This is a genomic window from Cellulomonas sp. PS-H5, from assembly GCF_019265565.1.
Classification (GTDB): domain Bacteria; phylum Actinomycetota; class Actinomycetes; order Actinomycetales; family Cellulomonadaceae; genus Cellulomonas.
This window is the reverse complement of sequence record NZ_JAHVCI010000019.1, coordinates 1-23459: the sequence shown is the minus strand read 5'-3', so window position 1 is coordinate 23459 and position 23459 is coordinate 1. Positions and strand designations below refer to the sequence as shown.

Here is a 23459-nt window from a genome sequence, read left to right as displayed (position 1 = left end):
GTGGTTCATGCCCCCTTCACGGCGGTACGCACGACGACGACGCCCCGCTTCGGGCCCGGAACCGCGCCCTTGAGCAGCAGCAGACCCTTCTCGGCGTCGACCGCGTGGACGGTCAGGTTCTGGGTGGTCTGGCGGGCGTGGCCCATGCGACCGGCCATCCGCAGGCCCTTGAACACGCGCGACGGCGTCGAGGCGCCACCGATCGAGCCCGGCTTGCGGTGGTTGCGGTGCGCACCGTGCGAGGCGCCCACGCCGGAGAACCCGTGGCGCTTCATGACACCGGCGGTGCCCTTGCCCTTGGTGGTGCCGATGACGTCGACCAGCGCGCCGGCCGCGAAGGCCTCCGCGGTGATCTCCTGGCCGAGCGTGTACTCGGCGGCGTCCGGCGTCCGGATCTCGGCCACGTGCCGACGGGGGGTGACCCCCGCCTTCTCGAAGTGGCCCTTCAGCGGCTTCGTGACCTTGCGCGGGTCCACCTGGCCGTAGGCCAGCTGCACCGCGGCGTAGCCGTCGGCCTCAGCGGAGCGCACCTGGGTCACGACGTTGGTGCCGACCGAGACGACCGTGACGGGGACGAGACGACCGTTGTCGTCCCACACCTGCGTCATGCCGAGCTTCGTGCCGAGCACCGCCGTGACGGGGCGCGCGTTCTGCTGGGTAACCATGAAAGATCAGTTCCTTCCCAGCGTCAGAGCTTGATCTCGATGTTCACGTCCGCGGGCAGGTCGAGACGCATGAGCGAGTCGACCGCCTTCGGCGTGGGATCGATGATGTCGATGAGCCGCTTGTGCGTGCGCATCTCGAAGTGCTCGCGGCTGTCCTTGTACTTGTGGGGCGACCGGATGACGACGAAGACGTTCTTCTCCGTCGGGAGCGGCACCGGGCCCACGACCGTCGCACCAGCGCGGCTCACCGTGTCGACGATCTTGCGCGCCGAGCTGTCGATGACCTCGTGGTCGTAGGACTTGAGCCGGATGCGGATCTTCTGTCCCGCCATGGCGTCGTCTGCTTCTCTCTCTCGAACTACTGGAGTCCGACCCCCGCGCTCGGGCGTGTCGCTTTTCGCGACGTTCCTCAGCGCCGGTCCCGTCCGGGTGCGCAGGGCGCGCGCCGGCCGGGACGAGGTCGTTCGTTTGGTGATGAGTCCGACGCCGGGTGACCCCGGGCTGTGAGCTGGACTCGCACGCGTCCCGTGCCCGTTCCTCGGGGCGTCGGAGCGCACGCGCGCAGACACCCCCGTCGTCGGGCAACTTGTCTAGTGTGCCAGTCGGGACCCGAAAGGTCCAACCGGACCTGCGTCACACCCGCGTGATCACGCGCCCCGCGCCACCGCGGGGCCCGCCCCGCCACCCTGCGAGGGCCGCCGGGCGCCGGCGCCGGTCGCCCGTCACGGGTGCCACCCGCCCGTCACGGCCGCAGCTACCGGTGCGGCCGCGGGCTGACCCGGCCGGCGGCTGCGGTACCTCCAGTCGAGCGCGGTAGCTCAAGGTACCGCGCTCGGCTGGATCTACCGCGCTCGACGCTGTCTCCCGCGCTCGACGCCGGCTATCGGGCTCGGCGACCCGCCCCGTGGTCGAGCAGGCCCGCGGCACCGAGCACGCGGCGCATGGCGTCCGGATCCATCGCGTCCTGCCAGGTCCACCGGATCACACGCACCCCGTGGGAGCGGATGCGGTCCTCTCTCCGCTTCTCCGCCCACACCCGCTCCTCCACGGACCGCCCGTCCCGCGGACCGTCGGAGCGGTACTTGAGCCGACCGTCGAACTCCCCCACGAGGCGGTGCTCGACCCACCAGAAGTCGACCCGGGCGACGAACCCGTCGCCGTCCCGCAGCTCCTGCTGCAGCACCGGCACCGGGGCACCGACCTCCCGCATGCGCACCCGGCTGAGCGACTCCCCCGGTGACTCGGACCGGCCGTCCGCGAACGCGAGGACCTCGCGTGCGCGCCGCACCCCGCGCGCCGACCCGCGGGAGGCGAGGACCGCGCGCGCGGCGTCGGGGTCGAGGCCCATACGGCCGAGCGCGTGGTCTGCGGCGACCACCGCCGACGCGAACGGTTCGGTGCACGCCAGGTCGACCACGGTCCGACTCAGGTCGGTGACGGGCAGCCCCCTCGTCAGGACCGGGGCGGGTACCGGAGCGGCTGTGCGCCGCCGGACGCCTGGCGCCGACCGGCCGCCCGACGACGACGGCGCGACCACCTCGACGTCCCGGGGCCAGGGTCCGATGAGAGGCAGTCCCCAGACAGCCGCGGCGGACCGGTGCGAGAAGACGGGATCCTGCAGGGCGTCCGCCGCGGCCTGCACGCGGAGCAGGTGCCGGTGCGCCTCGTCGGCCGCGTCCCACGACGAGGCGGGGCAGTACACCCCTCGTCGCACCCGGTGCAGCGCCCCCTGGCGGGCGCCCCGCGCCAACCCGTCGACGTCCTCGCCCCGCGCGCGCAGGAGCGCGGGTGTGAGCAGCGGCGCCGGGCCCGTGCGGTCACGCGTGCTGGTCATGCCACCACCGTGCCACCCCCGCCCTCGCAGACAGCGGTCGTCCCCAGGCCGATCCCATCCCGCCGTCCAGCGCGGCAGTCCTCGCCGAGCGCGGCAGGTCCCGCCCGGCCCCGCAGGCCCGCCCAGCGCGGTAGTTCCCGCCGAGCGCGGCGGGCCCCGCCCAGCGCGGACGATCCGACGACCGCGCTCGGCTGGAACGACCGCGCTCGGCGCACCCCGGCGCGCTCGGCGCACCCCGGCGCGCCCGCCGGTCAGAGGCGGAAGCGGGTGACCGTCGTCGTGAGGGTGGCCGCCAGCTGCGACAGGTGCTCGGCCTGGGTGCGGGTGGCCTCGCCGCTCCCGGAGGTGACGGCCGCCTGCGCCTCGACATCGTCGATGCCCGCGGCGATCTGGGTGGCGCCCGTCGCGGTCTGCGCGATGCTGCGGCTGATCTCCGTCGTCGTGGCGTTCTGCTCCTCGACGGCGCTGGCGATGGTGGCCTGGTAGTCGTTGATCCGCGCGATGACCTCCGCGATGCCGGCGATGGCGCCCGCCGCCTCGGTGCTGTCCTCCTGGATGGCGCGGACGCGGGTCGCGATGTCCTCGGTGGCGCGCGCGGTCTCCTGGGCCAGCTCCTTGACCTCGGACGCGACGACCGCGAACCCCTTGCCGGCCTCCCCCGCCCGCGCGGCCTCGATGGTGGCGTTGAGGGCGAGCAGGTTGGTCTGCTCGGCGATCGTGGTGATCACCTTGACGACGTTGCCGATCTCGGCGGACGACTCCCCGAGCTTGCCCACGGTCGCGTTCGTCTGCTCGGCGGACGCCACGGCCTGGTTCGCCACCCGCGCCGCCTCCTGCGCGGACTGCGAGATCTCCCGGATCGCCGCGCCCATCTGCTCGGCGCCGGTGGCGACGGTCAGCACGTTCGCCGAGACGTCCTTCGCCGCGACGCCGAGCGCGCGGGTCTGGTCGGTGGTGGCCTCGGAGGTGCCGGCGATCTCGTGCGCCCGGTCGAGCAGCGCGGCGGAGCCCCGGTCGAGGGCGGCCGAGCTCTCGGCGAGCGTGTGCACGGTCTCGCGGAGGCTCACCGCGGCGCGGGCGGCGGCGCGGCCCATCTGGCCGATCTCGTCGGCGCCGTCGGGCACCGGGCGCTCGGTCAGGTCGCCCTCGGCGAGCGCCTCGAGCACGTCCCGGACCTGGGCGACCCGGCGGGCCGTGCTGCGGCCGACGAGCAGGGCGACGACGACGGCGCCGGCCACGCCGGCGAGCAGCAGCACGATCACGAGGACCCGGGACTCCGCGGCCTGGGTGTGCGCGGCGGTGGACGCCTCGGTGGTCAGCGTGACCTCGTAGTCGCCGAGGGCGTCGGCCGTCTCGGCGAGCGACGCCTCGGCCGCGTTGAAGGTCGCCACGAGCTGGTCGACGGTCGGCGAGGTGTACCCGGCCGGCGCCGGCTGCCCGAGCACCTCGGTGTTGAACAGGTCGAGGTACCCGGTCCACGCGGCCTCGAACGCGTCGACGTTCTCCTGCCACGCGGGGTCGGCGTCCGGGACGGCCGTGTACTGCGCCAGCGCCTCGGTGACGCCGTCCTCCGCGGCGAGCGTCTGCTGCAGCGCCTCGTCCGAGCCGAGGGTCTCCCCCGGCGTGGTGTACCGGATGGTGCCCTTGTAGGTGGCCGCGAGGTTCTGCTGGATGCCGACGAGCGCGTCGAGGCGCAGCACGTTCTCCGCCTGGATCCGCTGCACCTGGTCGTCGAGCGACCCGAGGCGGGCGACGGCGAGCAGGCCGGTGGCGAGGGCGACGACGGCCATGATCGCCACGGACAGCAGGATCTTCGCGGCGATGCCGCCTGCGCCGCGGCGGACGGCGGACGGGCGGGACGACGGGCGGGCGCTCACGGGACGGTGCTCCTCAGGAGTTGGCTGCACGGGGCAGCCTTCCCATCGTCGCGATCCCGACCGTGCTGACGGTTTCTCGCCAACTGGTTGAACCGTCACCCATCCGTGGCCCGGGCACGCAGAAGGGCCCGGGTGCCGAAGCACCCGGGCCCTCCCGGTCAAGCGGTGTCCCCCGGAGGGGTCAGATCACTTGATGATCTTGGTGACGCGGCCCGAGCCGACGGTGCGGCCACCCTCGCGGATGGCGAAGCCGAGGCCCTCCTCCATCGCGATGGGCTGGATCAGCGTCACGGAGATCTCCGTGTTGTCGCCGGGCATGACCATCTCGGTGCCCTCGGGCAGCGTGATGACGCCGGTGACGTCCGTGGTCCGGAAGTAGAACTGCGGACGGTAGTTCGAGTAGAACGGGTTGTGACGCCCGCCCTCGTCCTTGGCCAGGATGTAGACCTGACCCTCGAACTCGGTGTGCGGCGTGATCGAGCCCGGCTTCACGACGACCTGGCCGCGCTCGACGTCCTCACGCTTGGTGCCACGGAGCAGGAGGCCGCAGTTCTCGCCGGCCCACGCCTCGTCCATCTGCTTGTGGAACATCTCGATGCCGGTGACCGTGGTCTTCTGCGCCGGGCGGATGCCGACGATCTCGACCTCGGAGTTGATCTGCAGCTTGCCGCGGTCGACCTTGCCGGTGACGACGGTGCCACGACCGGTGATCGTGAAGACGTCCTCGATCGGCATGAGGAACGGCTTGTCCATGTCACGGACCGGCTCCGGGACGGACTCGTCCACGGCGTCCAGCAGGTCCTCGACCGACTTGACCCACTGGGCGTCGCCCTCGAGGGCCTTCAGGCCGGAGACGCGGATGACCGGCGCGTTGTCGCCGTCGAAGCCCTGCGACGACAGCAGCTCGCGGACCTCCATCTCGACGAGCTCGAGGATCTCCTCGTCGTCGACCATGTCGGACTTGTTGAGCGCCACGAGCAGGTAGGGCACGCCGACCTGACGGGCGAGCAGGACGTGCTCGCGCGTCTGGGCCATCGGGCCGTCGGTGGCGGCGACCACGAGGATGGCGCCGTCCATCTGCGCCGCACCCGTGATCATGTTCTTGATGTAGTCGGCGTGACCCGGCGCGTCGACGTGAGCGTAGTGACGCTTTTCCGTCTGGTACTCGACGTGCGCGATGTTGATCGTGATGCCGCGCTGCTTCTCCTCGGGCGCCTTGTCGATCTCGTCGAACGGCGTGAAGGGGTTCAGCTCCGGGTACTTGTCGTGCAGCACCTTCGAGATGGCAGCGGTCAGCGTCGTCTTGCCGTGGTCGACGTGACCGATGGTCCCGATGTTGACGTGCGGCTTGGTCCGCTCGAACTTCGCCTTGCCCACTGGGTCCTCCTCAGGACTCTGGTGTAGAGATTGCCGAACGATGCGGGGGGCACTGCGGCCCCCCGCGGACGTGCGGTCCTACGGGTCGGTTTGGGTGGTCGTTCTTGGTTCGACCTGTGGGACTACTCGCCCCGGGTCTTCTTGATGATCTCGTCGGCAACATTCCGAGGAACCTCGGCGTAGCTGTCGAACTGCATCGAGTACACCGCACGACCCTGGGTCTTGGACCGCAGGTCGCCGACGTAGCCGAACATCTCGGAGAGCGGCACCTGGGCGCGGATCACCTTCACGCCCGTCGCGTCCTCCATGGACTGGATCATGCCGCGACGCGAGTTGATGTCGCCGATGACGTCGCCCATGTAGTCCTCGGGCGTCCGCACCTCGACGGCCATGACCGGCTCGAGGAGGACCGGGTCCGCCTTGCGGACGGCCTCCTTGAGGATCATCGAGCCGGCGATCTTGAACGCCATCTCGGACGAGTCGACGTCGTGCGCCGCACCGTCGAGCAGCGTGGCCTTGATGCCGACCAGCGGGAAGCCGGCCAGCACGCCGAGCTGCATGGCGCTCTGGATGCCCTGGTCGACCGACGGGATGTACTCGCGCGGGACGCGACCACCGGTGACCGCGTTCTCGAACGCGTACAGCTCGCCGTCCTCGGACTCCAGCGGCTCGAAGGTCATCTGGACCTTCGCGAACTGGCCCGAGCCACCCGTCTGCTTCTTGTGGGTGTAGTCGATCTTCTCCACCTTGCGGCGGATCGTCTCGCGGTACGCCACCTGCGGCTTGCCGACGTTCGCCTCGACCTTGAACTCGCGACGCATGCGGTCGACGAGGATGTCGAGGTGGAGCTCGCCCATGCCGCCGATGACGGTCTGGCCGGTCTCCTCGTCCAGGCGGACGCGGAAGGTCGGGTCCTCCTCGGCGAGCTTCTGGATCGCCGTGGAGAGCTTCTCCTGGTCGGCCTTCGTCTTGGGCTCGATGGCCACGTCGATGACCGGCTCGGGGAAGGTCATCGACTCGAGGATGACCTGCGCGCTCGCGTCCGACAGGGTGTCACCGGTGGTGACGTCCTTCAGGCCGATGAACGCGTAGATGTGGCCCGCCGTGGCCTCGTCGACCGGGTTCTCCTTGTTGGCGTGCATCTGGAAGATCTTCCCGATGCGCTCCTTCTTGCCCTTGGTCGAGTTCATGACCTGGGCGCCCTGCACGACCTTCCCCGAGTACACCCGGATGAAGGTGAGCTTGCCGAAGAACGGGTGCGCCGCGATCTTGAACGCCAGGGCCGAGAACGGCTCGGTGGCGTCCGGGTGCCGCTCGATGACGACCTCCGGGTCCTTGACGTCGTGGCCCTGGATGGCCGGGACGTCGAGGGGCGACGGGAGGTAGTCGACGACGGCGTCGAGCATGGGCTGGACGCCCTTGTTCTTGAACGCCGAGCCGCACAGGACCGGGTACGCGTCGCCGGCGATGGTGAGCTTGCGGATGCCGGCCTTGATCTCGGCGACCGTGAGCTCCTCACCGCCCAGGAACTTCTCGAGCAGCTCGTCGTCGGTCTCGGCGACGGCCTCGAGCAGCTCGGCACGGAACTGGTCCGCCCGCTCCTGGAGGTCGGCCGGGATCTCCTCGATCTCGTACTTCGCGCCCATCTCGGTCTCGCCGCGCCACACGAGCGCACGCATCTCGACCAGGTCGACGACGCCGATGAAGTCGTTCTCGGAGCCGATCGGCAGCTGGAGGACCAGCGGCTTGGCCTTGAGGCGGTTCACGATGGTGTCGACCGTGAAGTAGAAGTCCGCGCCCAGCTTGTCCATCTTGTTGACGAAGCAGATGCGGGGGACCTCGTACTTGTCGGCCTGGCGCCACACGGTCTCCGACTGGGGCTCCACGCCCTCCTTGCCGTCGAACACCGCGACCGCGCCGTCGAGCACGCGCAGCGAGCGCTCCACCTCGACGGTGAAGTCCACGTGACCGGGCGTGTCGATGACGTTGATCTGCGTCTCGTTCGCCTTGCCCTTGTTCCAGAAGGCGGTCACAGCAGCGGACGTGATCGTGATGCCACGCTCCTGCTCCTGCTCCATCCAGTCCGTGGTCGACGCCCCGTCGTGGGTCTCGCCGATCTTGTAGTTGACGCCCGTGTAGTACAGGATCCGCTCGGTCGTCGTGGTCTTGCCGGCATCGATGTGCGCCATGATGCCGATGTTCCGGACCTTGTGCAGGTCCGTGAGCACGTCCAGTGCCACAGGTTCAGCCCCTCGGTAGTGGGGTCCGCGCTACAGCTGGGATTACCAGCGGTAGTGGGCGAACGCCTTGTTGGACTCGGCCATCTTGTGCATGTCCTCGCGGCGCTTGACCGCGGCGCCCAGGCCGTTGCTGGCGTCGAGGATCTCGTTCATGAGGCGCTCGGTCATGGTCTTCTCGCGGCGAGCGCGCGAGTAGTCCGTGAGCCAGCGCAGCGCGAGCGTGGTCTGGCGGACGGGGCGGACCTCGACCGGGACCTGGTAGGTGGCGCCACCGACGCGGCGGGAGCGGACCTCGAGCGACGGGCGGACGTTGTCCAGCGCGCGCTTCAGCACGACGACCGGGTCGCCCTGGGTCTTCTCGCGGACGCCCTCGAGCGCGCCGTAGACGATGGCCTCGGCGACGGACTTCTTGCCGTCGAGGAGGACCTTGTTGATGAGCTGCGTGACGACCGGCGAGCCGTAGACCGGGTCGACGATCAGCGGCCGGCGGGGGGCGGGACCCTTACGAGGCATCGGTTCAGCCCTTCTTCGCGCCGTAGCGGCTGCGCGCCTGCTTACGGTTCTTCACGCCCTGGGTGTCCAGAGCACCACGGATGATCTTGTAGCGCACACCGGGGAGGTCCTTCACACGACCGCCGCGCACGAGCACGATCGAGTGCTCCTGCAGGTTGTGGCCCTCACCGGGGATGTACGCGGTGACCTCGATGCCCGAGGAGAGCTTGACGCGCGCGACCTTCCGCAGAGCCGAGTTCGGCTTCTTGGGGGTGGTCGTGTAGACGCGGGTGCACACACCGCGCCGCTGCGGGCTGCCCTTGAGGGCAGGCGTCTTCGACTTGTTCGTCTTCGCCTGCCGGCCCTTGCGGACCAGCTGCTGGATCGTAGGCACTACGTCTCCGTCTTGGTTGTCGAGTCTGGTCTGACCGGCACCCGTCACCCTGGACGGCCGGCAATGGTCCGGATCGTCGCCCGTCGCGCGACTACCCCGAGAGGTCTTGCGTCCCGCTCCGACCCCCGCGCCCGGGCGTGTCGACCCCGTCCTGCTCCGCACACCGGGTCCCGGAAGGGAGCCACAGGCGCGGTGGGGGGCGATCCACCCGGCGACGCACGTGGTGACCACGTGAGCGCGCGCGAGAGCCCGACGGCGCGGGCACGGTGTCCCACGTTACTCGGCCGTCACCCCAGGGTCAAAGCACCTGGTGACGGTCGGCTGGTGGGACGTCGATCACAACACGAGGTCGGGCCCGGATGTTCCCGGACCCTCCCCCGCACGGCCGAGGGGGCCCGCCGCGACCAGCGCGGCGGACCCCCTCGGACCGGTGAGGCTCGAGATCAGCGGTAGTCGCCGAAGTCGATGTCCTCGAGCGGGATCGCCTCGCCCGAGCCGAGGCCCAGGGCGGGGAAGTCGATCTCGTCGTAGCCGAAGGACGGGTACAGCTCGGCCTTCGCCTCCTCGGTGGGCTCCACCGACACCTCGTGGTAGCGGGGCAGGCCCGTACCGGCGGGGATCAGCTTGCCGAGGATCACGTTCTCCTTCAGGCCCAGCAGCGGGTCGGAGCGGCCCGACATCGCGGCCTCGGTGAGGACGCGGGTCGTCTCCTGGAAGGACGCCGCCGACAGCCACGAGTCCGTCGCGAGCGACGCCTTCGTGATGCCCATCAGCTCCGGACGACCCGAGGCCGGCTGACCGCCCTCGGCGACCGCCCGGCGGTTCGCGTCCTCGAACCGGCCGCGCTCGGCCAGCTCGCCCGGCAGCAGGTCCGTGTCACCCGAGTCGAGCACGGTCACCCGACGCAGCATCTGCCGCACGATGACCTCGATGTGCTTGTCGTGGATGTCCACGCCCTGGGAGTTGTAGACCTCCTGGACCTCGTCCACCAGGTGCTTCTGCGTGGCGCGCGGGCCGAGGATGCGCAGGACCTTCTTCGGGTCCACCGCACCCTGGACCAGCTGCGTGCCGACCTCGACGTGGTCGCCGTCGGACACGAGCAGGCGCGAGCGCTTGGTGATCGGGTAGGCGATCTCCTCCGAGCCGTCGTCCGGCGTCAGCACGATGCGCCGCGTCCGGTCCGCCTCGTCGATGGCGATGCGGCCGGAGAACTCCGCGATGGGGCTCTCACCCTTGGGGGTGCGGGCCTCGAAGAGCTCCTGGACACGCGGCAGACCCTGCGTGATGTCCTCGGCCGACGCGACACCACCGGTGTGGAAGGTCCGCATCGTCAGCTGCGTGCCGGGCTCACCGATGGACTGCGCCGCGATGATGCCGACGGCCTCGCCGATGTCCACCAGCTTGCCGGTGGCCAGGGAGCGGCCGTAGCACTTGGCGCAGGTGCCGACGCGCGACTCGCAGGTCAGCACGGAGCGGACCTTGAGCGACTCGACGCCGGCCGCGAGCAGGCGGTCCAGCAGGACGTCGCCCACGTCGTCGCCCGAGTTCCCGATGACCTCGCCGTCGATCTCGACGGCGGTGGCCAGGGTGCGGGCGTAGACCGAGGTCTCGACCTTGTCGTGCCGGCGGAGCGAGCCGTCCGCGGTGGCCACGCCGATCGGCATGGTCAGGCCGCGCTCGGTGCCGCAGTCCTCCTCGCGGACGATGACGTCCTGCGACACGTCCACCAGACGACGGGTCAGGTAGCCCGAGTCGGCGGTCCGCAGCGCGGTGTCCGCCAGACCCTTGCGGGCGCCGTGCGTCGCGATGAAGTACTCCAGGACCGACAGGCCCTCGCGGTAGTTGGACTTGATCGGGCGGGGGATGATCTCGCCCTTCGGGTTCGCCACGAGGCCGCGCATGCCGGCGATCTGACGGACCTGCATCCAGTTACCGCGCGCACCCGAGCCGACCATGCGGAACACGGTGTTGCGGGCGTTGAAGTTCTCCTGCATCGCCTTGGCGACCTTGTCGGTGGCCTGCGTCCAGATCTCGATGAGCTCCTGGCGACGCTCGTCGTCGGTGATGAGGCCCTTGTCGTACTGGCCCTGCACCTTCGCCGCGCGCGCCTCGTGCTCGGTGAGGATCTCCGCCTTGGCGGTCGGCGCCGCCACGTCCGAGATGGAGATGGTCACGCCCGAGCGGGTGGCCCAGCGGAAGCCGGCCTCCTTCAGGGCGTCGAGCGAGGCGGCGACCTCGACCTTCGGGTACCGCTCCGCGAGGTCGTTGACGATCACGGAGAGGCGCTTCTTGTCGACGACGCCGTTCTCGTACGGGTAGTCCACCGGCAGCAGCTCGTTGAACAGCGCCCGGCCGAGCGAGGTCTCGAACAGGAACGGCTCGTCGGCGGAGAAGCCCTCGGGCTCCTGGCCGGGGCCGAACACGAGGCCCTCCATGCGGATCTTGACGACCGCGTTGAGGTCCAGCGAGCCCTGGTCGAACGCCATGATCGCCTCGGACACCGAGCTGAACGCCCGGCCCGCGCCCACCGGGTCCACCTTGTCGGAGGTCAGGTGGAACAGACCGATGATCATGTCCTGCGAGGGCATGGTCACCGGACGGCCGTCCGACGGCTTCAGGATGTTGTTGCTCGAGAGCATGAGGATGCGGGCCTCGGCCTGCGCCTCCGCGCTCAGGGGCAGGTGCACGGCCATCTGGTCGCCGTCGAAGTCGGCGTTGAACGCGCCGCAGACGAGCGGGTGCAGGTGGATCGCCTTGCCCTCGACCAGCTGGGGCTCGAACGCCTGGATGCCGAGGCGGTGCAGCGTGGGCGCGCGGTTCAGCAGCACCGGGTGCTCGGTGATGACCTCCTCGAGCACGTCCCACACGACCGGGCGCGCGCGCTCGACCATGCGCTTGGCCGACTTGATGTTCTGCGCGTGGTTCAGGTCGACCAGGCGCTTCATCACGAACGGCTTGAACAGCTCGAGCGCCATCTGCTTGGGCAGACCGCACTGGTGCAGCTTGAGCTGCGGGCCGACGACGATGACCGAACGGCCCGAGTAGTCGACGCGCTTGCCGAGCAGGTTCTGGCGGAACCGGCCCTGCTTGCCCTTGAGCATGTCGGAGATCGACTTCAGCGGGCGGTTGCCGGGGCCCGTGACCGGGCGGCCGCGGCGGCCGTTGTCGAACAGCGAGTCCACGGCCTCCTGGAGCATCCGCTTCTCGTTGTTGACGATAATCTCCGGCGCGCCCAGGTCCAGGAGCCGCTTGAGGCGGTTGTTCCGGTTGATGACGCGGCGGTACAGGTCGTTCAGGTCGGACGTGGCGAACCGGCCGCCGTCGAGCTGCACCATCGGGCGCAGGTCCGGCGGGATGACCGGGACGGCGTCCAGCACCATGCCGGTCGGCGAGTTCGTCGTGGTGAGGAACGCGTTGACGACCTTGAGGCGCTTGAGCGCACGGGTCTTCCGCTGGCCCTTGCCGGTGCGGATGATCTCGCGCAGGTTCTCGGCCTCGGCGTCCAGGTCGAACGCCTCGAGGCGCTTCTGGATCGCCGCGGCGCCCATCGAGCCCTCGAAGTAGTTGCCGTAGCGGTCCTGCAGCTGGCGGTAGAGCAGCTCGTCGCCCTCGAGGTCCGCGACCTTGAGGTTCTTGAACTTGTCCCAGATGGTGTCCAGGCGCTCGATCTCGGCGTCCGCGCGCTTGCGGATCTGCGCCATCTCGCGCTCGGCCGAGTCGCGGACCTTGCGGCGCGCGTCGGCCTTGGCACCCTCGGCCTCGAGCTCGGCCAGGTCGGCCTCGAGCTTCGACGCGCGGGTGTTGATGTCGTTGTCGCGGCGGTCCGCGATCTCCTTGCGCTCCAGGTCGATCTCGTTCTGGAGGTTCGGCAGGTCCTCCTGGCGACCGTCGGTGTCGACCCACGTGATCATGTACGCCGCGAAGTAGATGACCTTCTCGAGGTCCTTCGGGGCGAGGTCGAGCAGGTAGCCGAGGCGCGAGGGCACGCCCTTGAAGAACCAGATGTGCGTGACGGGCGCGGCCAGCTCGATGTGGCCCATGCGCTCACGACGCACCTTGGAACGGGTCACCTCGACGCCGCAGCGCTCGCAGATGATGCCCTTGAAGCGCACGCGCTTGTACTTGCCGCAGTAGCACTCCCAGTCCCGGGTGGGGCCGAAGATCTTCTCGCAGAAGAGCCCGTCCTTCTCCGGCTTCAGGGTGCGGTAGTTGATGGTCTCGGGCTTCTTGACCTCGCCGTGCGACCAGGTCCGGATGTCGTCGGCCGTGGCCAGGCCGATGCGCAGCTCGTCGAAGACGTTGACGTCGAGCAAGGGGTCCTACTTCCTTCGCATGCCGGTGCGCGCGGGGCGCCTCGTTCCGGCGGAATGGAGATGCTGCAAGGGGTGCGGGCGGCCCGCCGGCCCCGGTGAGGGGGCCGGCGGACGCTCGGCGTCAGATCTCGTCGACGGTGCTCGCGGCGTTCGGGCGGCGCGAGAGGTCGATGCCCAGCTCCTCGGCGGCGCGGTACACCTCGTCGTCGTTCTCCCGCATGTCGATCGACACGCCGTCGGAGGACAGCACCTCCACGTTCAGGCAGAGGGACTGCATCTCCTTGAGGAGCACCTTGAAGGACTCCGGGATGCCCGAGTCGGGGATGTTCTCGCCCTTGACGATGGCCTCGTACACCTTCACGCGGCCCGGGATGTCGTCCGACTTGATGGTCAGGAGCTCCTGCAGCGTGTAGGCCGCGCCGTACGCCTCGAGGGCCCACACCTCCATCTCGCCGAACCGCTGGCCGCCGAACTGCGCCTTACCACCCAGCGGCTGCTGCGTGATCATCGAGTACGGGCCGGTCGACCGGGCGTGGATCTTGTCGTCCACGAGGTGGTGCAGCTTGAGGATGTACATGTAGCCCACGGCCACCGGGTCCGGGAACGGCTCGCCGGAGCGGCCGTCGAACAGCCGCGCCTTGCCGTCCACGCCGACCATGCGCTCGCCGTCGCGGTTCGGCAGGGTCGAGCCGAGCAGACCGGTGAGGGTCTCCTCCGGCACGCCGTCGAACACCGGCGTCGCGACCGGGACGCCCGGCTGCGACGACTTGGCGATGTCCGGGACCTCGTCGATCCAGGACAGGTCGCCCTCGGCCAGCTCGACGTTCCAGCCCTGCTTGGCGATCCACCCGAGGTGGACCTCCAGCACCTGGCCGACGTTCATGCGCCCGGGGACACCCATCGGGTTCAGGACGATGTCCACCGCGGTGCCGTCCGGGAGGAACGGCATGTCCTCGACGGGCAGGATCTTCGAGATGACGCCCTTGTTGCCGTGGCGGCCGGCGAGCTTGTCGCCGTCCGTGATCTTGCGGCGCTGGGCGATGTACACCCGGACAAGCTCGTTCACGCCGGCGGGCAGCTCGTCGCCGTCCTCGCGGTTGAACGTGCGCACCTCGATGACCGTGCCGGACTCGCCGTGCGGCACCTTGAGGGACGTGTCGCGGACCTCGCGGGCCTTCTCGCCGAAGATCGCGCGCAGCAGGCGCTCCTCCGGGGTCAGCTCGGTCTCGCCCTTCGGGGTGACCTTGCCGACCAGCACGTCGCCCGCGGAGACCTCGGCGCCGATGCGGATGATGCCGCGCTCGTCCAGGTCCGCCAGCACGTCCTCGGAGACGTTCGGGATGTCCCGCGTGATCTCCTCGGGGCCGAGCTTGGTGTCGCGGGCGTCGACCTCGTGCTCCTCGATGTGGATCGAGGACAGGACGTCGTCCTGCACGAGGCGCTGCGACAGGATGATCGCGTCCTCGTAGTTGTGGCCCTCCCACGACATGAACGCGACCAGCAGGTTGCGGCCGAGGGACAGCTCGCCCTCGTCCGTCGCCGGGCCGTCGGCCAGCACGGAGCCGACCTCGACGCGGGCGCCCTGGTCGACCAGCACGCGCTGGTTGTAGGACGTGCCCTGGTTCGAGCGGCGGAACTTCGCCACGCGGTAGGTGCTCGTCGTCGCGTCGTCGTTGGCGACCGTGATGAGGTCGGCCGACACCTCGGTGACCACACCGGGCTTCGAGGCCACGATGACGTCGCCGGCGTCGACCGCCGCGCGCCACTCCATGCCGGTGCCGACCAGCGGCGCCTCGGAGCGGACCAGCGGCACGGCCTGGCGCTGCATGTTGGCGCCCATGAGCGCGCGGTTGGCGTCGTCGTGCTCGAGGAACGGGATGAGGGCCGTCGCGACCGACACCATCTGGCGCGGCGAGACGTCCATGTAGTCGACCGTCTCGGCCGGGACGTCCTCGGTGTCGCCGCCCTTGACGCGGACCAGCACGGTCTCGTCGGCGAACTTGCCGTTCGCGTCCACGGCCGCGTTGGCCTGGGCGATGACGTAGCGGTCCTCGTCGTCGGCGGTGAGGTAGTGCACCTCGTCCGTCACGCGGCCGAACTCGACCTTGCGGTACGGGGTCTCGACGAAGCCGAACGGGTTGATCCGCCCGAACGTCGCGAGCGAGCCGATGAGGCCGATGTTCGGGCCCTCGGGGGTCTCGATCGGGCACATGCGGCCGTAGTGCGACGGGTGGACGTCACGGACCTCCATGCCGGCGCGGTCGCGGGACAGACCACCCGGGCCCAGCGCGGACAGGCGACGCTTGTGCGTCAGGCCGGCTAGCGGGTTGTTCTGGTCCATGAACTGCGACAGCTGGGACGTCCCGAAGAACTCCTTGATGGAGGCCACGACGGGGCGGATGTTGATCAGGGTCTGCGGCGTGATCGCCTCGACGTCCTGGGTGGTCATGCGCTCGCGCACGACGCGCTCCATCCGGGACAGGCCGGTGCGGACCTGGTTCTGGATGAGCTCGCCCACGGCGCGGATGCGGCGGTTGCCGAAGTGGTCGATGTCGTCGGTCTCGACGCGGACCTCGACGGCCTCGCCGTTGCGCCGGCCCGGCAGGGTCGCCACGTCGGCGTGCAGCGCGGCCATGTACTTGATCGCGGCGACGATGTCGTCCTTGGACAGCACCGAGTCGGCGAGCGGCACGTCGATGCCGAGCTTCTTGTTCAGCTTGTAGCGGCCGACCTTCGCCAGGTCGTAGCGCTTCGGGTTGAAGTAGAAGTTCTCGATCAGCGCGCGGCCGGCCTCGACGGTCGGCGGCTCGCCCGGGCGGATCTTGCGGTACAGGTCGAGCAGCGCCTCGTCCTGGGTCTGGACGTGGTCCTTCTCCAGGGTGTCGATGACGGCCGGGAACTGCGCGAACTCCTCGCGGATCTCCGACTCGGTCATGCCGAGGGCCTTGAGCAGCACGGTGGCGTTCTGCTTGCGCTTGCGGTCGACGCGGACGCCGACGTTGTCGCGCTTGTCGATCTCGAACTCCAGCCAGGCACCGCGGCTCGGGATCATCTTGACCGAGAAGATGTCCTTGTCGGACGTCTTGTCGGCGGCGCGCTCGAAGTACACGCCCGGGGAGCGGACGAGCTGGGAGACGACGACGCGCTCGGTGCCGTTGATGATGAAGGTGCCGCGCTCGCTCATGAGCGGGAAGTCGCCCATGAAGACCGTCTGGCTCTTGATCTCACCGGTGGTGTAGTTCACGAACTCCGCGGTGACGAACAGCGGCGCCGCGTAGGTGAAGTCCTTCTCCTTGCACTCGTCGGCCGTGTACTTCGGCGGCTCGAAACGGTGCTCGCGGAACGACAGCGACATGGTGCCGCCGAAGTCCTCGATGGGGGAGATCTCCTCGAAGATCTCCTCCAGTCCAGCGGTCTCCGGGACGTCCTGCCGGCCGTTCTCGAGAGCGGCGGCGACGCGGGCCTGCCACTTCTCGTTGCCGAGCAGCCAGTCGAAGCTCTCCGTCTGGAGCCCGAGGAGGTCCGGGACCTCGAGGGGCTCGTCGATCCGGGCGAACGAGACGCGGCGGGAGATGGTGCGGTTCGCGATGGCTTCGGACGTTGCGGAGGAGGTGCGCGAGGCAGCCAAGAGGGGTCCTTCCCAGCAGATCGAGTTCCCTGCGACGGGCCCGGCGGTTCGCGACCCCCCGGCCACAGGCCCTGCGGGCATCGCGTACTACGATGCCGTCGGGCGCGGGTTATACGGGGTAGCGGGCACAGGCCAGCGCAAAGCGCTAGCGTAGTACAGACGTGGCGCCATGTCCACACGCCGTGGTATGGGGCGTGCGCCACACCTGGTCGCGGACCTGGACCGTCCGTGCCGGAGCACGCCGTCGTGCCTCCGGTGACCTGCAACGCCCGCTCCCCCGCGCGCATTCCGCAGCGCGTCGAGGGGGTACGCGGCGCGTCGAGCGAGTACCCGCGGACTACTCGCTCGGCGTGTCCCTTACTCGCTCGCGCTGCCGGGAGTCAGCCGGGCGGCCGGGCGCGCTCGCCGCGCCCCGGGGACGACGCAGGCCCGCACCCCCGAGGGGGTGCGGGCCTGCGTGCGAGGGGACCCGGGTGTCAGCGCGCGAGCGCGCCGCACCCGGAGCGGGTCACTTGAGGGTGACGGTGGCGCCGGCGCCCTCGAGGGCGGCCTTGGCCTTGTCCGCGGTCTCCTTGTTGACGTTCTCCAGGACCGGCTTCGGGGCGCCGTCCACGAGGTCCTTGGCCTCCTTCAGACCGAGCGAGGTGAGGCCGCGCACCTCCTTGATGACCTGGATCTTCTTGTCGCCGGCGGCCTCGAGGATGACGTCGAACTCGTCCTTCTCCTCCTCGGCGGCGGCCTCGGCACCGGCACCGCCGGCGGCGGGGGCGACGGCCACGGCGGCCGGGGCCGCGGCGGTGACCTCGAAGACGTCCTCGAACGCCTTCACGAACTCGGAGAGCTCGATGAGGGTGAGGCCCTTGAACTGCTCGATGAGCTCGTCGGTGGTGAGCTTCGCCATGATGGCGGTTCCTTCCGTTCGGTCCTCGCCGGTCAGGTCGACCGTGCGGGGCAGTGTGGGGAGCGCGTGAGCCGGGACGGCTCAGGCAGCGGTGTCGGCGGTCTCCTGCTGGACGCGGAGCGCCTCGACGGTGCGCACGGCCTTCGAGGCGGGCGCGGTGAAGAGGTAAGCCGTCTGGAACAGCTTGGCCTTCATCGCACCGGCCGCCTTGGCCAGCAGGACCTCGCGGGACTCGAGGTCCGCGAGCTTGGTGACGTCCGCAGCGGTCAGGGCGCGCCCGTCGAGGACACCACCCTTGATGACCAGTGCGGGGTTCGCCTTGGCGAAGTCACGCAGACCCTTGGCGGCCTCGACCGGGTCACCGGTCACGAAGGCGATGGCGGACGGGCCCTTGAGCTCGTCGGCGATCCCCTCGATGCCGGCTTCCTTGGCCGCGATCGCGGTCAGCGTGTTCTTCACCACGGCGTAGTTCGCGTTGCCGCTCAGCGACCGTCGCAGCTGCTTGAGCTGCGCGACGGTGAGCCCGCGGTACTCGGTCAGCACGGCCGCGTTCGAGTCACGGAACTGCTCCGTGAGCTCGGCGACTGCGGCTGCCTTGTCCGGCCTCGCCATGGCAATCCTTCCGATGGTGGTGCCGCCGGGCGTCGTCCTCGGCCCCGGCACGGAAAGAGCCCCGGCGCAGGCGCCGGGGCTCGCAGTCGAGGCGCTCGCGCGCCCCACCATCGAACTTCGATCACCTGCGCGGGCCTCCGCGTGAGCGGGACTTCGGGCGGCTCACGGGCGCACCCCGCGGAGGCGGGACGAGCACGGGAGCCGACGACCTGCGGTCTTGGGCAGCGACCAGAGTACGGCACGCGACGCCGTGGCCCAAATCCGCTGGCCGGCCGCCCTACCGCTCCGCCGTCGCGGCCGGCAGGTGCGCCGCCAGGAGCTCCGCGAGGTGCACGCCCTGCACGTCCGCGAGCTGGTCGGCCTGGGTGCGGCAGGAGTACCCGTCGGCCAGGAACACGTCCCCCGACGCCGCCGCCCGCAGCGCCGGCAGCAGCGCGCGCTCGGCGACCTGGACCGACACGTCGTAGTGACCGGCCTCCATGCCGAAGTTGCCCGCGAGCCCGCAGCAGCCGGCGAGCTCCGAGAACGACGCACCGGCCTCGGTCAGCAGCGCGTGGTCGGCGGTGTAGGTCATCACGCTGTGGTGGTGGCAGTGCGGCTGCACGACCGCCGTGACGTCCGACAGGTCCGGCAGCCGCCACCGCTCCCCCGGGCCGATCGGCGCGGGCGCGGTGAGCAGCTCGGCGAGCGTCCGGGTGGACCGGGCGACGGCGACGGCGCGCGGGTCGTCGGGCAGCAGGTCGAGCAGGTCGGACCGCAGGACGGCGGTGCAGGACGGCTCCAGCCCGACGATCGGCACGCCGTTCACCGCGTACGGCCCGAGCACCTCGAGCAGGTGGGTGAGCCGCTTGCGCGCGCCGTCGAGCTGCCCCGTCGAGATCCAGGTGAGCCCGCAGCACGCGTCGTGCTCGGGGACCAGCACGTCGTAGCCGGCGGCCCGCAGGACCTTGACGGCCGCGACGGGCACCGACGGCGCGAGGCTGTCGCTGAACGAGTCGGTCCACAGCAGCACGGGCGGGCGGCCCGAGGTGCCGGTGACGGACAGCGCGCCGGCGCCCTGGGCTTTCGGCGCGGCCCCGCGTCGCGCCGCGACCTCGCCGTTCCGCACGCGCGCGCGGAACGGCGACGGCGCGAACGAGACCATCTTCCGCCGGCTGTCCATGCCGCCGAGCTTCAGCACGACCTTCGCCAGCGGCCGGACGGACAGCGCGGCGTTGGCCAGCCGCGCCAGTCCCGGGACCCCGGTGACGAGCCGGGTCCACCGCGGCAGCCAGCCGAGCGCGTAGTGGTTCACCGGGCGCAGCCGGCCCCGGTAGGTGCGGTGCAGCACCTCCGCCTTGTACTGCGCCATGTCGACCCCGGCCGGGCAGTCCGAGGAGCACGCCTTGCAGGACAGGCACAGGTCGAGGACGTCGTGCACCTCGGGCGAGGACCAGCCGCGGGACACCAGGGTCCCGTTCGCCATCTCCTGCAGGACGCGGGCGCGCCCGCGGGTGGAGTCCTTCTCGTCCTTCGTCGCCAGGTACGACGGGCACATGAACCCGCCCGCCGCCGACGAGTCCGCGCGGCACTTGCCGACGCCGACGCACCGGTGCACGGCCGTGGTGAAGTCGCCGTGGTCGTGGCCGAACGCGAAGCCGCCGTGGCCCGCGGGGATCGGGCGGGCGTGCGGGCGGCGCAGGTCGGCGTCGAGCGGGCGCGGGCGGACGAGGACGCCGGGGTTGAGCAGGTCGTCCGGGTCGAGCAGCGCCTTGAACGCCTCGAACGCGCCGATGGCCTGCTCGGAGTACATGACCGGCAGCAGCTCGGAGCGGGCGCGCCCGTCGCCGTGCTCGCCGGACAGCGAGCCGCCGTGCGACGCGACGAGGTGCGCGGCGTCGGTCATGAACGCCCGCATGGGGTCGCCGGACCGCTCCATCGGGACGTCGAGCCGCAGGTGCACGCAGCCGTCGCCGAAGTGCCCGTACGCCAGGCCGTCGACCCCGTGCCGCGCCATGAGCGCCTCGAGGTCGCGCAGGTACGCGCCCAGCCGCTCGGGCGGCACCGCGGAGTCCTCGAACCCGGGCCAGGCCTGCTCCCCCGACGGTGTCCGGCCGCCGAGCCCGGCGCCGTCCTCGCGGATGCGCCACATCGCCGCGGCCTCGGGCCCGGGCGGGAACACGCCGACCGCCCGGGTGCCGGCGTCGGCCGCCAGGGCGTGCGCCCGCTCCAGCGCCTCGTCGAGCGTGTCGCCGCCGACCTCGCACATCATCCAGCCGGCGCCCTCGGGCAGCGGCGGGACGGCGGCGGCGCCCTTGACCCGGCGCACGACGTCGACGAGGCGGGCGTCCATGCCCTCGACGGCCAGGGGCCGGTGCGCCAGCAGCGCGGGGACGGCGTCGGCGGCCGTGGCCATGTCGGGGTAGCCGAGCACGACCAGCACCGGGGCGGCGGACACCGGCACCAGGCGCACCGTCGCGCCGAGCAGGGTGACGACGGTGCCCTCCGTGCCGACCAGGGCCTTGGCGAGGTCGGCGCCGTTCTCCGGGAGCAGGTGCTCGAGCGAGTAGCCCGACACCTGGCGGCCGAACCTGCCGAGCTCGGTGCGGAGGGTCGCCATCTCGGCGCGGACCAGCGCGTCCAGCCCGTCGACGGGGTCGAGACCCTTCGCGGCGGTGAACCGCCGGCCGCGCCCGTCGACGACGTCGAGCTCCAGCACGTTGTCGGCGGTCCGGCCGTAGGCCACCGCGCGGGGCCCGCAGGCGTTGTTGCCGATCATCCCGCCGAGGGTGGCGCGCGCCTGGGTCGACGGGTCCGGGCCGAACCGCATCCCGTGCGGCGCCGCCGCCCTCTGCAGCATGGCCATGACGACGCCGGGCTCGACGCGCGCGGTGCGGGCCTCGGGGTCGACGTCGAGCACCCGGTTCACGTGCCGCGACCAGTCGAGGACGACGCCGGTGCCGACGGCGTTGCCGGCGACGGACGTGCCTCCGCCGCGGGAGGTCACCGGGGCGCCGAGGCCGCGGGCGACGTCGAGCGCGGCGAGCGCGTCGTCCACGTCGCGCGGGAACACGACCACCGACGGCACCACGCGGTAGTTCGACGCGTCCGTGGAGTACTCGGCGCGGCGGCGGGCGGAGTCGTCCACCGCCCCCCCGACGGCGGCGCGCAGCGCGCGGACGAGCTCGGCGGCGTCGGGGCCCTGCGGCGTGCGGGGGTCGGCGCCCGGGGGGAGGGACGTGGCGGTCGGCACGCGGTCAGTGTTCCACCGGCCGGGCGGTGGGTGGCGCCCCGTCCAGGCCCCGGACGTGCCGCACGGCCCCGGACGCGGCGACGCCCCGCCCCGCCCGGAGGGGCGGGGCGGGGCGTCGGGGCGGGGCGCTCAGGACTCGAGCGCGGCGTCCAGCGTGATCTCGGTGCCGGTGAGCGCCTTGCTGACCGGGCAGGTGGCCTTCGCGTCCTGCGCGGCCTTCAGGAAGCCGGCCTCGTCCAGGCCGGAGACCTCGCCGCGGACCGTCAGGGCGATGCCGCTGATCCGGAAGCCGCCGGCGGGGTCGGGGCTGAGCGTCACGTCGGCGGAGACCTCGAGGGACTCGGGCGTGCCGCCCGCCTCGCCGATCAGCGCGGACAGCTGCATCGCGTAGCAGGACGAGTGCGCCGCCGCGATCAGCTCCTCGGGGCTGGTGGTGCCGCCGGCCTCGTCGGCCGCGCGCTTCGGGAACGACACGTCGTAGGTGCCGACCTTCGAGCTGGTGAGCTCCACCTGGCCGCCGCCCTCGTTGAGGGTGCCGTTCCAGGCGGTGCGTGCGGTGCGAGTGGGCATGTCGAGGCTCCTCACGAGTGGTGGCTCGGCGGCCGGTCGGCCGCCGCGCTGCACACGGTAGGTCGCCCCGACCGCCGACGCACCCGCGCTCCGGTGGTCAGCCCACGTACTCCCAGTGCCACGGCTCCGGCTTCGACCCGGTCGCGCGGGCCCAGTCGGGCAGGGTCCAGCCGTACTCCTCGGCGTGCGCCAGCATCCAGTCGTGCTGGTCGGTGCCGAACGAGTAGGCGTTCCCGCCGAGGTCGATCGCGACGCCGCCGCCGTGGTTCGACGTGCCCGGCGTCGCGCAGAGGTTGCCCTTCTGCGCCCGGCACGCGACCTGCTGGCCGTAGGACCGGTAGGAGTCGGTGATCGCCAGCGGGATGCCGAACGCCTGGGTGAAGGCGACGTTCAGCTGCTCCAGCGCCTCGGCCGCGTCGCAGCGCAGCTCCTGGCCGGGGGCGAAGTCGAGCTCGCACAGCGCAGAGGACGGGATCTTGCCGTTGGCGTAGCCCTCGAGCGAGGTCCGCTGGGCCTCCTTGCGGGCGGTCTCCGCGGCGGCAGCGGCGGCCGCGGCCGCCTCCTGCGTCTGCTGGGTGACCGTCTGCAGCTCCGCGGTCAGCGTGGCGACCCGGTCGCGCGCGGCGGAGAGGCGGACCGTGGTGGGGTCGGCGTCCTCGGCCCGGTCGGCCGTGGCGTCGGCGGTCGCCGCGCCGTCCGTCGGCAGGGCCGACGGGGAGGCGGTCGCCGCCGAGGCGTCCGCGGCGGTGTCGTCGTCCGACGTGGTCACGGCCCCGTCGGCGGCAGCGGCATCCGCGAGCGCCGAGGAGCCGGCCTGCTCGACCGCCTGCGCGAGCACGTCGCCGGACAGCACGGGCGCCGGCGTGGTGCCGGTCGCCGGCTGCAGCGCGCTCAGCGCGGGCTGCTCCGCCTGGGTCGCCGCGATCAGCGTGTCGAGCTCGGCGACCGCGGTGTCGAGGGCCGCGGTGGCATCGGCCGGGACCGACGCGGCGATCGCGTCGGCCTTGGCGTTGCCGGCCGCCTGGGCGGTGCTCGACGCGGACACCACGGCGGCGCCGCGCTCCTGCACGACCGCCGGGGACAGCGTCGCGGCAGTCGCCTCCGGGCTCGGCGCCGCGGTGGGCTCGGCGTCGGTGGCCGCTCCGGCGGCCCCGAGGGAGGCGCCGCCCACGGCGGCCGGCGCGATCGCGAACCCGCCGACGCCGAGGGCCAGGCCGACGGCGACGGCGCCCTGCGCCATGCGGGCCGCGGACCGCCGCGGGGGCCGGTGCCGGCGGCGCTCGGCACGGTTCGGCGCCTCCGCGGAGGCGAGGGTCGCGACCGG

At 71.5% G+C, this 23459-nt stretch carries 15 protein-coding genes; all 15 read right to left on the bottom strand.

Annotated features, from left to right (window positions below; genetic code table 11):
• Window positions 1-5 precede the first annotated feature (5 nt).
• Complete coding sequence (rplC, locus tag J5O08_RS09610) at window positions 6-665, bottom strand: 50S ribosomal protein L3 (RefSeq protein WP_147794361.1); 660 nt, start codon at window positions 663-665, stop codon at window positions 6-8.
• Window positions 666-688: 23 nt separating this feature from the next.
• Entirely contained in the window at window positions 689-997 is a 309-nt protein-coding gene (gene rpsJ / locus J5O08_RS09605) for a 30S ribosomal protein S10 (RefSeq protein ID WP_122147693.1), read from the bottom strand.
• Between the two features lie 548 nt (window positions 998-1545).
• Window positions 1546-2499, bottom strand: coding sequence for a hypothetical protein (locus tag J5O08_RS09600; RefSeq protein WP_218706648.1), 954 nt, complete (start codon window positions 2497-2499; stop codon window positions 1546-1548).
• A 251-nt stretch (window positions 2500-2750) separates the two neighbouring features.
• Window positions 2751-4376, bottom strand: coding sequence for a methyl-accepting chemotaxis protein (locus tag J5O08_RS09595; protein WP_218706646.1), 1626 nt, complete (start codon window positions 4374-4376; stop codon window positions 2751-2753).
• Between the two features lie 186 nt (window positions 4377-4562).
• Window positions 4563-5753 (bottom strand): elongation factor Tu, encoded by a 1191-nt coding sequence (gene tuf / locus J5O08_RS09590; protein ID WP_147794364.1) that lies wholly within the window; start codon window positions 5751-5753, stop codon window positions 4563-4565.
• A 122-nt stretch (window positions 5754-5875) separates the two neighbouring features.
• Window positions 5876-7993 (bottom strand): elongation factor G, encoded by a 2118-nt coding sequence (gene fusA, locus J5O08_RS09585; RefSeq protein ID WP_308281515.1) that lies wholly within the window; start codon window positions 7991-7993, stop codon window positions 5876-5878.
• Window positions 7994-8035: 42 nt separating this feature from the next.
• Window positions 8036-8506: a 30S ribosomal protein S7 gene (gene rpsG, locus J5O08_RS09580; RefSeq protein WP_122147699.1), complete on the bottom strand. Its 471-nt coding sequence runs from the start codon at window positions 8504-8506 to the stop codon at window positions 8036-8038.
• A 4-nt stretch (window positions 8507-8510) separates the two neighbouring features.
• Window positions 8511-8879 (bottom strand): 30S ribosomal protein S12, encoded by a 369-nt coding sequence (rpsL, locus tag J5O08_RS09575; protein ID WP_147794366.1) that lies wholly within the window; start codon window positions 8877-8879, stop codon window positions 8511-8513.
• Between the two features lie 443 nt (window positions 8880-9322).
• The gene (locus J5O08_RS09570; protein WP_217614948.1) at window positions 9323-13192 is read right to left on the bottom strand and encodes a DNA-directed RNA polymerase subunit beta'; all 3870 of its coding nucleotides are present in this window, start codon (window positions 13190-13192) and stop codon (window positions 9323-9325) included.
• 121 nt (window positions 13193-13313) lie between these two features.
• On the bottom strand, window positions 13314-16820 hold the full coding sequence (rpoB, locus tag J5O08_RS09565; protein ID WP_217614949.1) for a DNA-directed RNA polymerase subunit beta: 3507 nt from the start codon (window positions 16818-16820) through the stop codon (window positions 13314-13316).
• 508 nt (window positions 16821-17328) lie between these two features.
• On the bottom strand, window positions 17329-17721 hold the full coding sequence (gene rplL / locus J5O08_RS09560) for a 50S ribosomal protein L7/L12 (RefSeq protein WP_147794369.1): 393 nt from the start codon (window positions 17719-17721) through the stop codon (window positions 17329-17331).
• A gap of 81 nt (window positions 17722-17802) precedes the next feature.
• Window positions 17803-18333 carry a 50S ribosomal protein L10 gene (gene rplJ / locus J5O08_RS09555; RefSeq protein ID WP_147794370.1) on the bottom strand — a complete coding sequence of 177 codons (531 nt, stop codon included), beginning with the start codon at window positions 18331-18333 and terminating at the stop codon, window positions 17803-17805.
• Window positions 18334-18610: 277 nt separating this feature from the next.
• Window positions 18611-21565 (bottom strand): FAD-binding and (Fe-S)-binding domain-containing protein, encoded by a 2955-nt coding sequence (locus tag J5O08_RS09550; RefSeq protein WP_218706644.1) that lies wholly within the window; start codon window positions 21563-21565, stop codon window positions 18611-18613.
• Window positions 21566-21694: 129 nt separating this feature from the next.
• Window positions 21695-22135 carry an OsmC family protein gene (locus J5O08_RS09545; RefSeq protein WP_217614952.1) on the bottom strand — a complete coding sequence of 147 codons (441 nt, stop codon included), beginning with the start codon at window positions 22133-22135 and terminating at the stop codon, window positions 21695-21697.
• A gap of 97 nt (window positions 22136-22232) precedes the next feature.
• On the bottom strand, window positions 22233-23459 hold a 1227-nt coding region (locus J5O08_RS09540; protein ID WP_218706642.1), incomplete at its 5' end, for a D-alanyl-D-alanine carboxypeptidase family protein.

Bases quoted from the DNA above. Each gene is read 5' to 3' on its own strand.
- J5O08_RS09545 (WP_217614952.1), bottom strand. From the start codon at position 22,135: ATGCCCACTCGCACCGCACGCACCGCCTGGAACGGCACCCTCAACGAG.
- rpsG (WP_122147699.1), bottom strand. From the start codon at position 8,506: ATGCCTCGTAAGGGTCCCGCCCCCCGCCGGCCGCTGATCGTCGACCCG.
- rplL (WP_147794369.1), bottom strand. From the start codon at position 17,721: ATGGCGAAGCTCACCACCGACGAGCTCATCGAGCAGTTCAAGGGCCTC.
- rpsJ (WP_122147693.1), bottom strand. From the start codon at position 997: ATGGCGGGACAGAAGATCCGCATCCGGCTCAAGTCCTACGACCACGAG.
- rplC (WP_147794361.1), bottom strand. From the start codon at position 665: ATGGTTACCCAGCAGAACGCGCGCCCCGTCACGGCGGTGCTCGGCACG.
- J5O08_RS09600 (WP_218706648.1), bottom strand. From the start codon at position 2,499: ATGACCAGCACGCGTGACCGCACGGGCCCGGCGCCGCTGCTCACACCC.
- rplJ (WP_147794370.1), bottom strand. From the start codon at position 18,333: ATGGCGAGGCCGGACAAGGCAGCCGCAGTCGCCGAGCTCACGGAGCAG.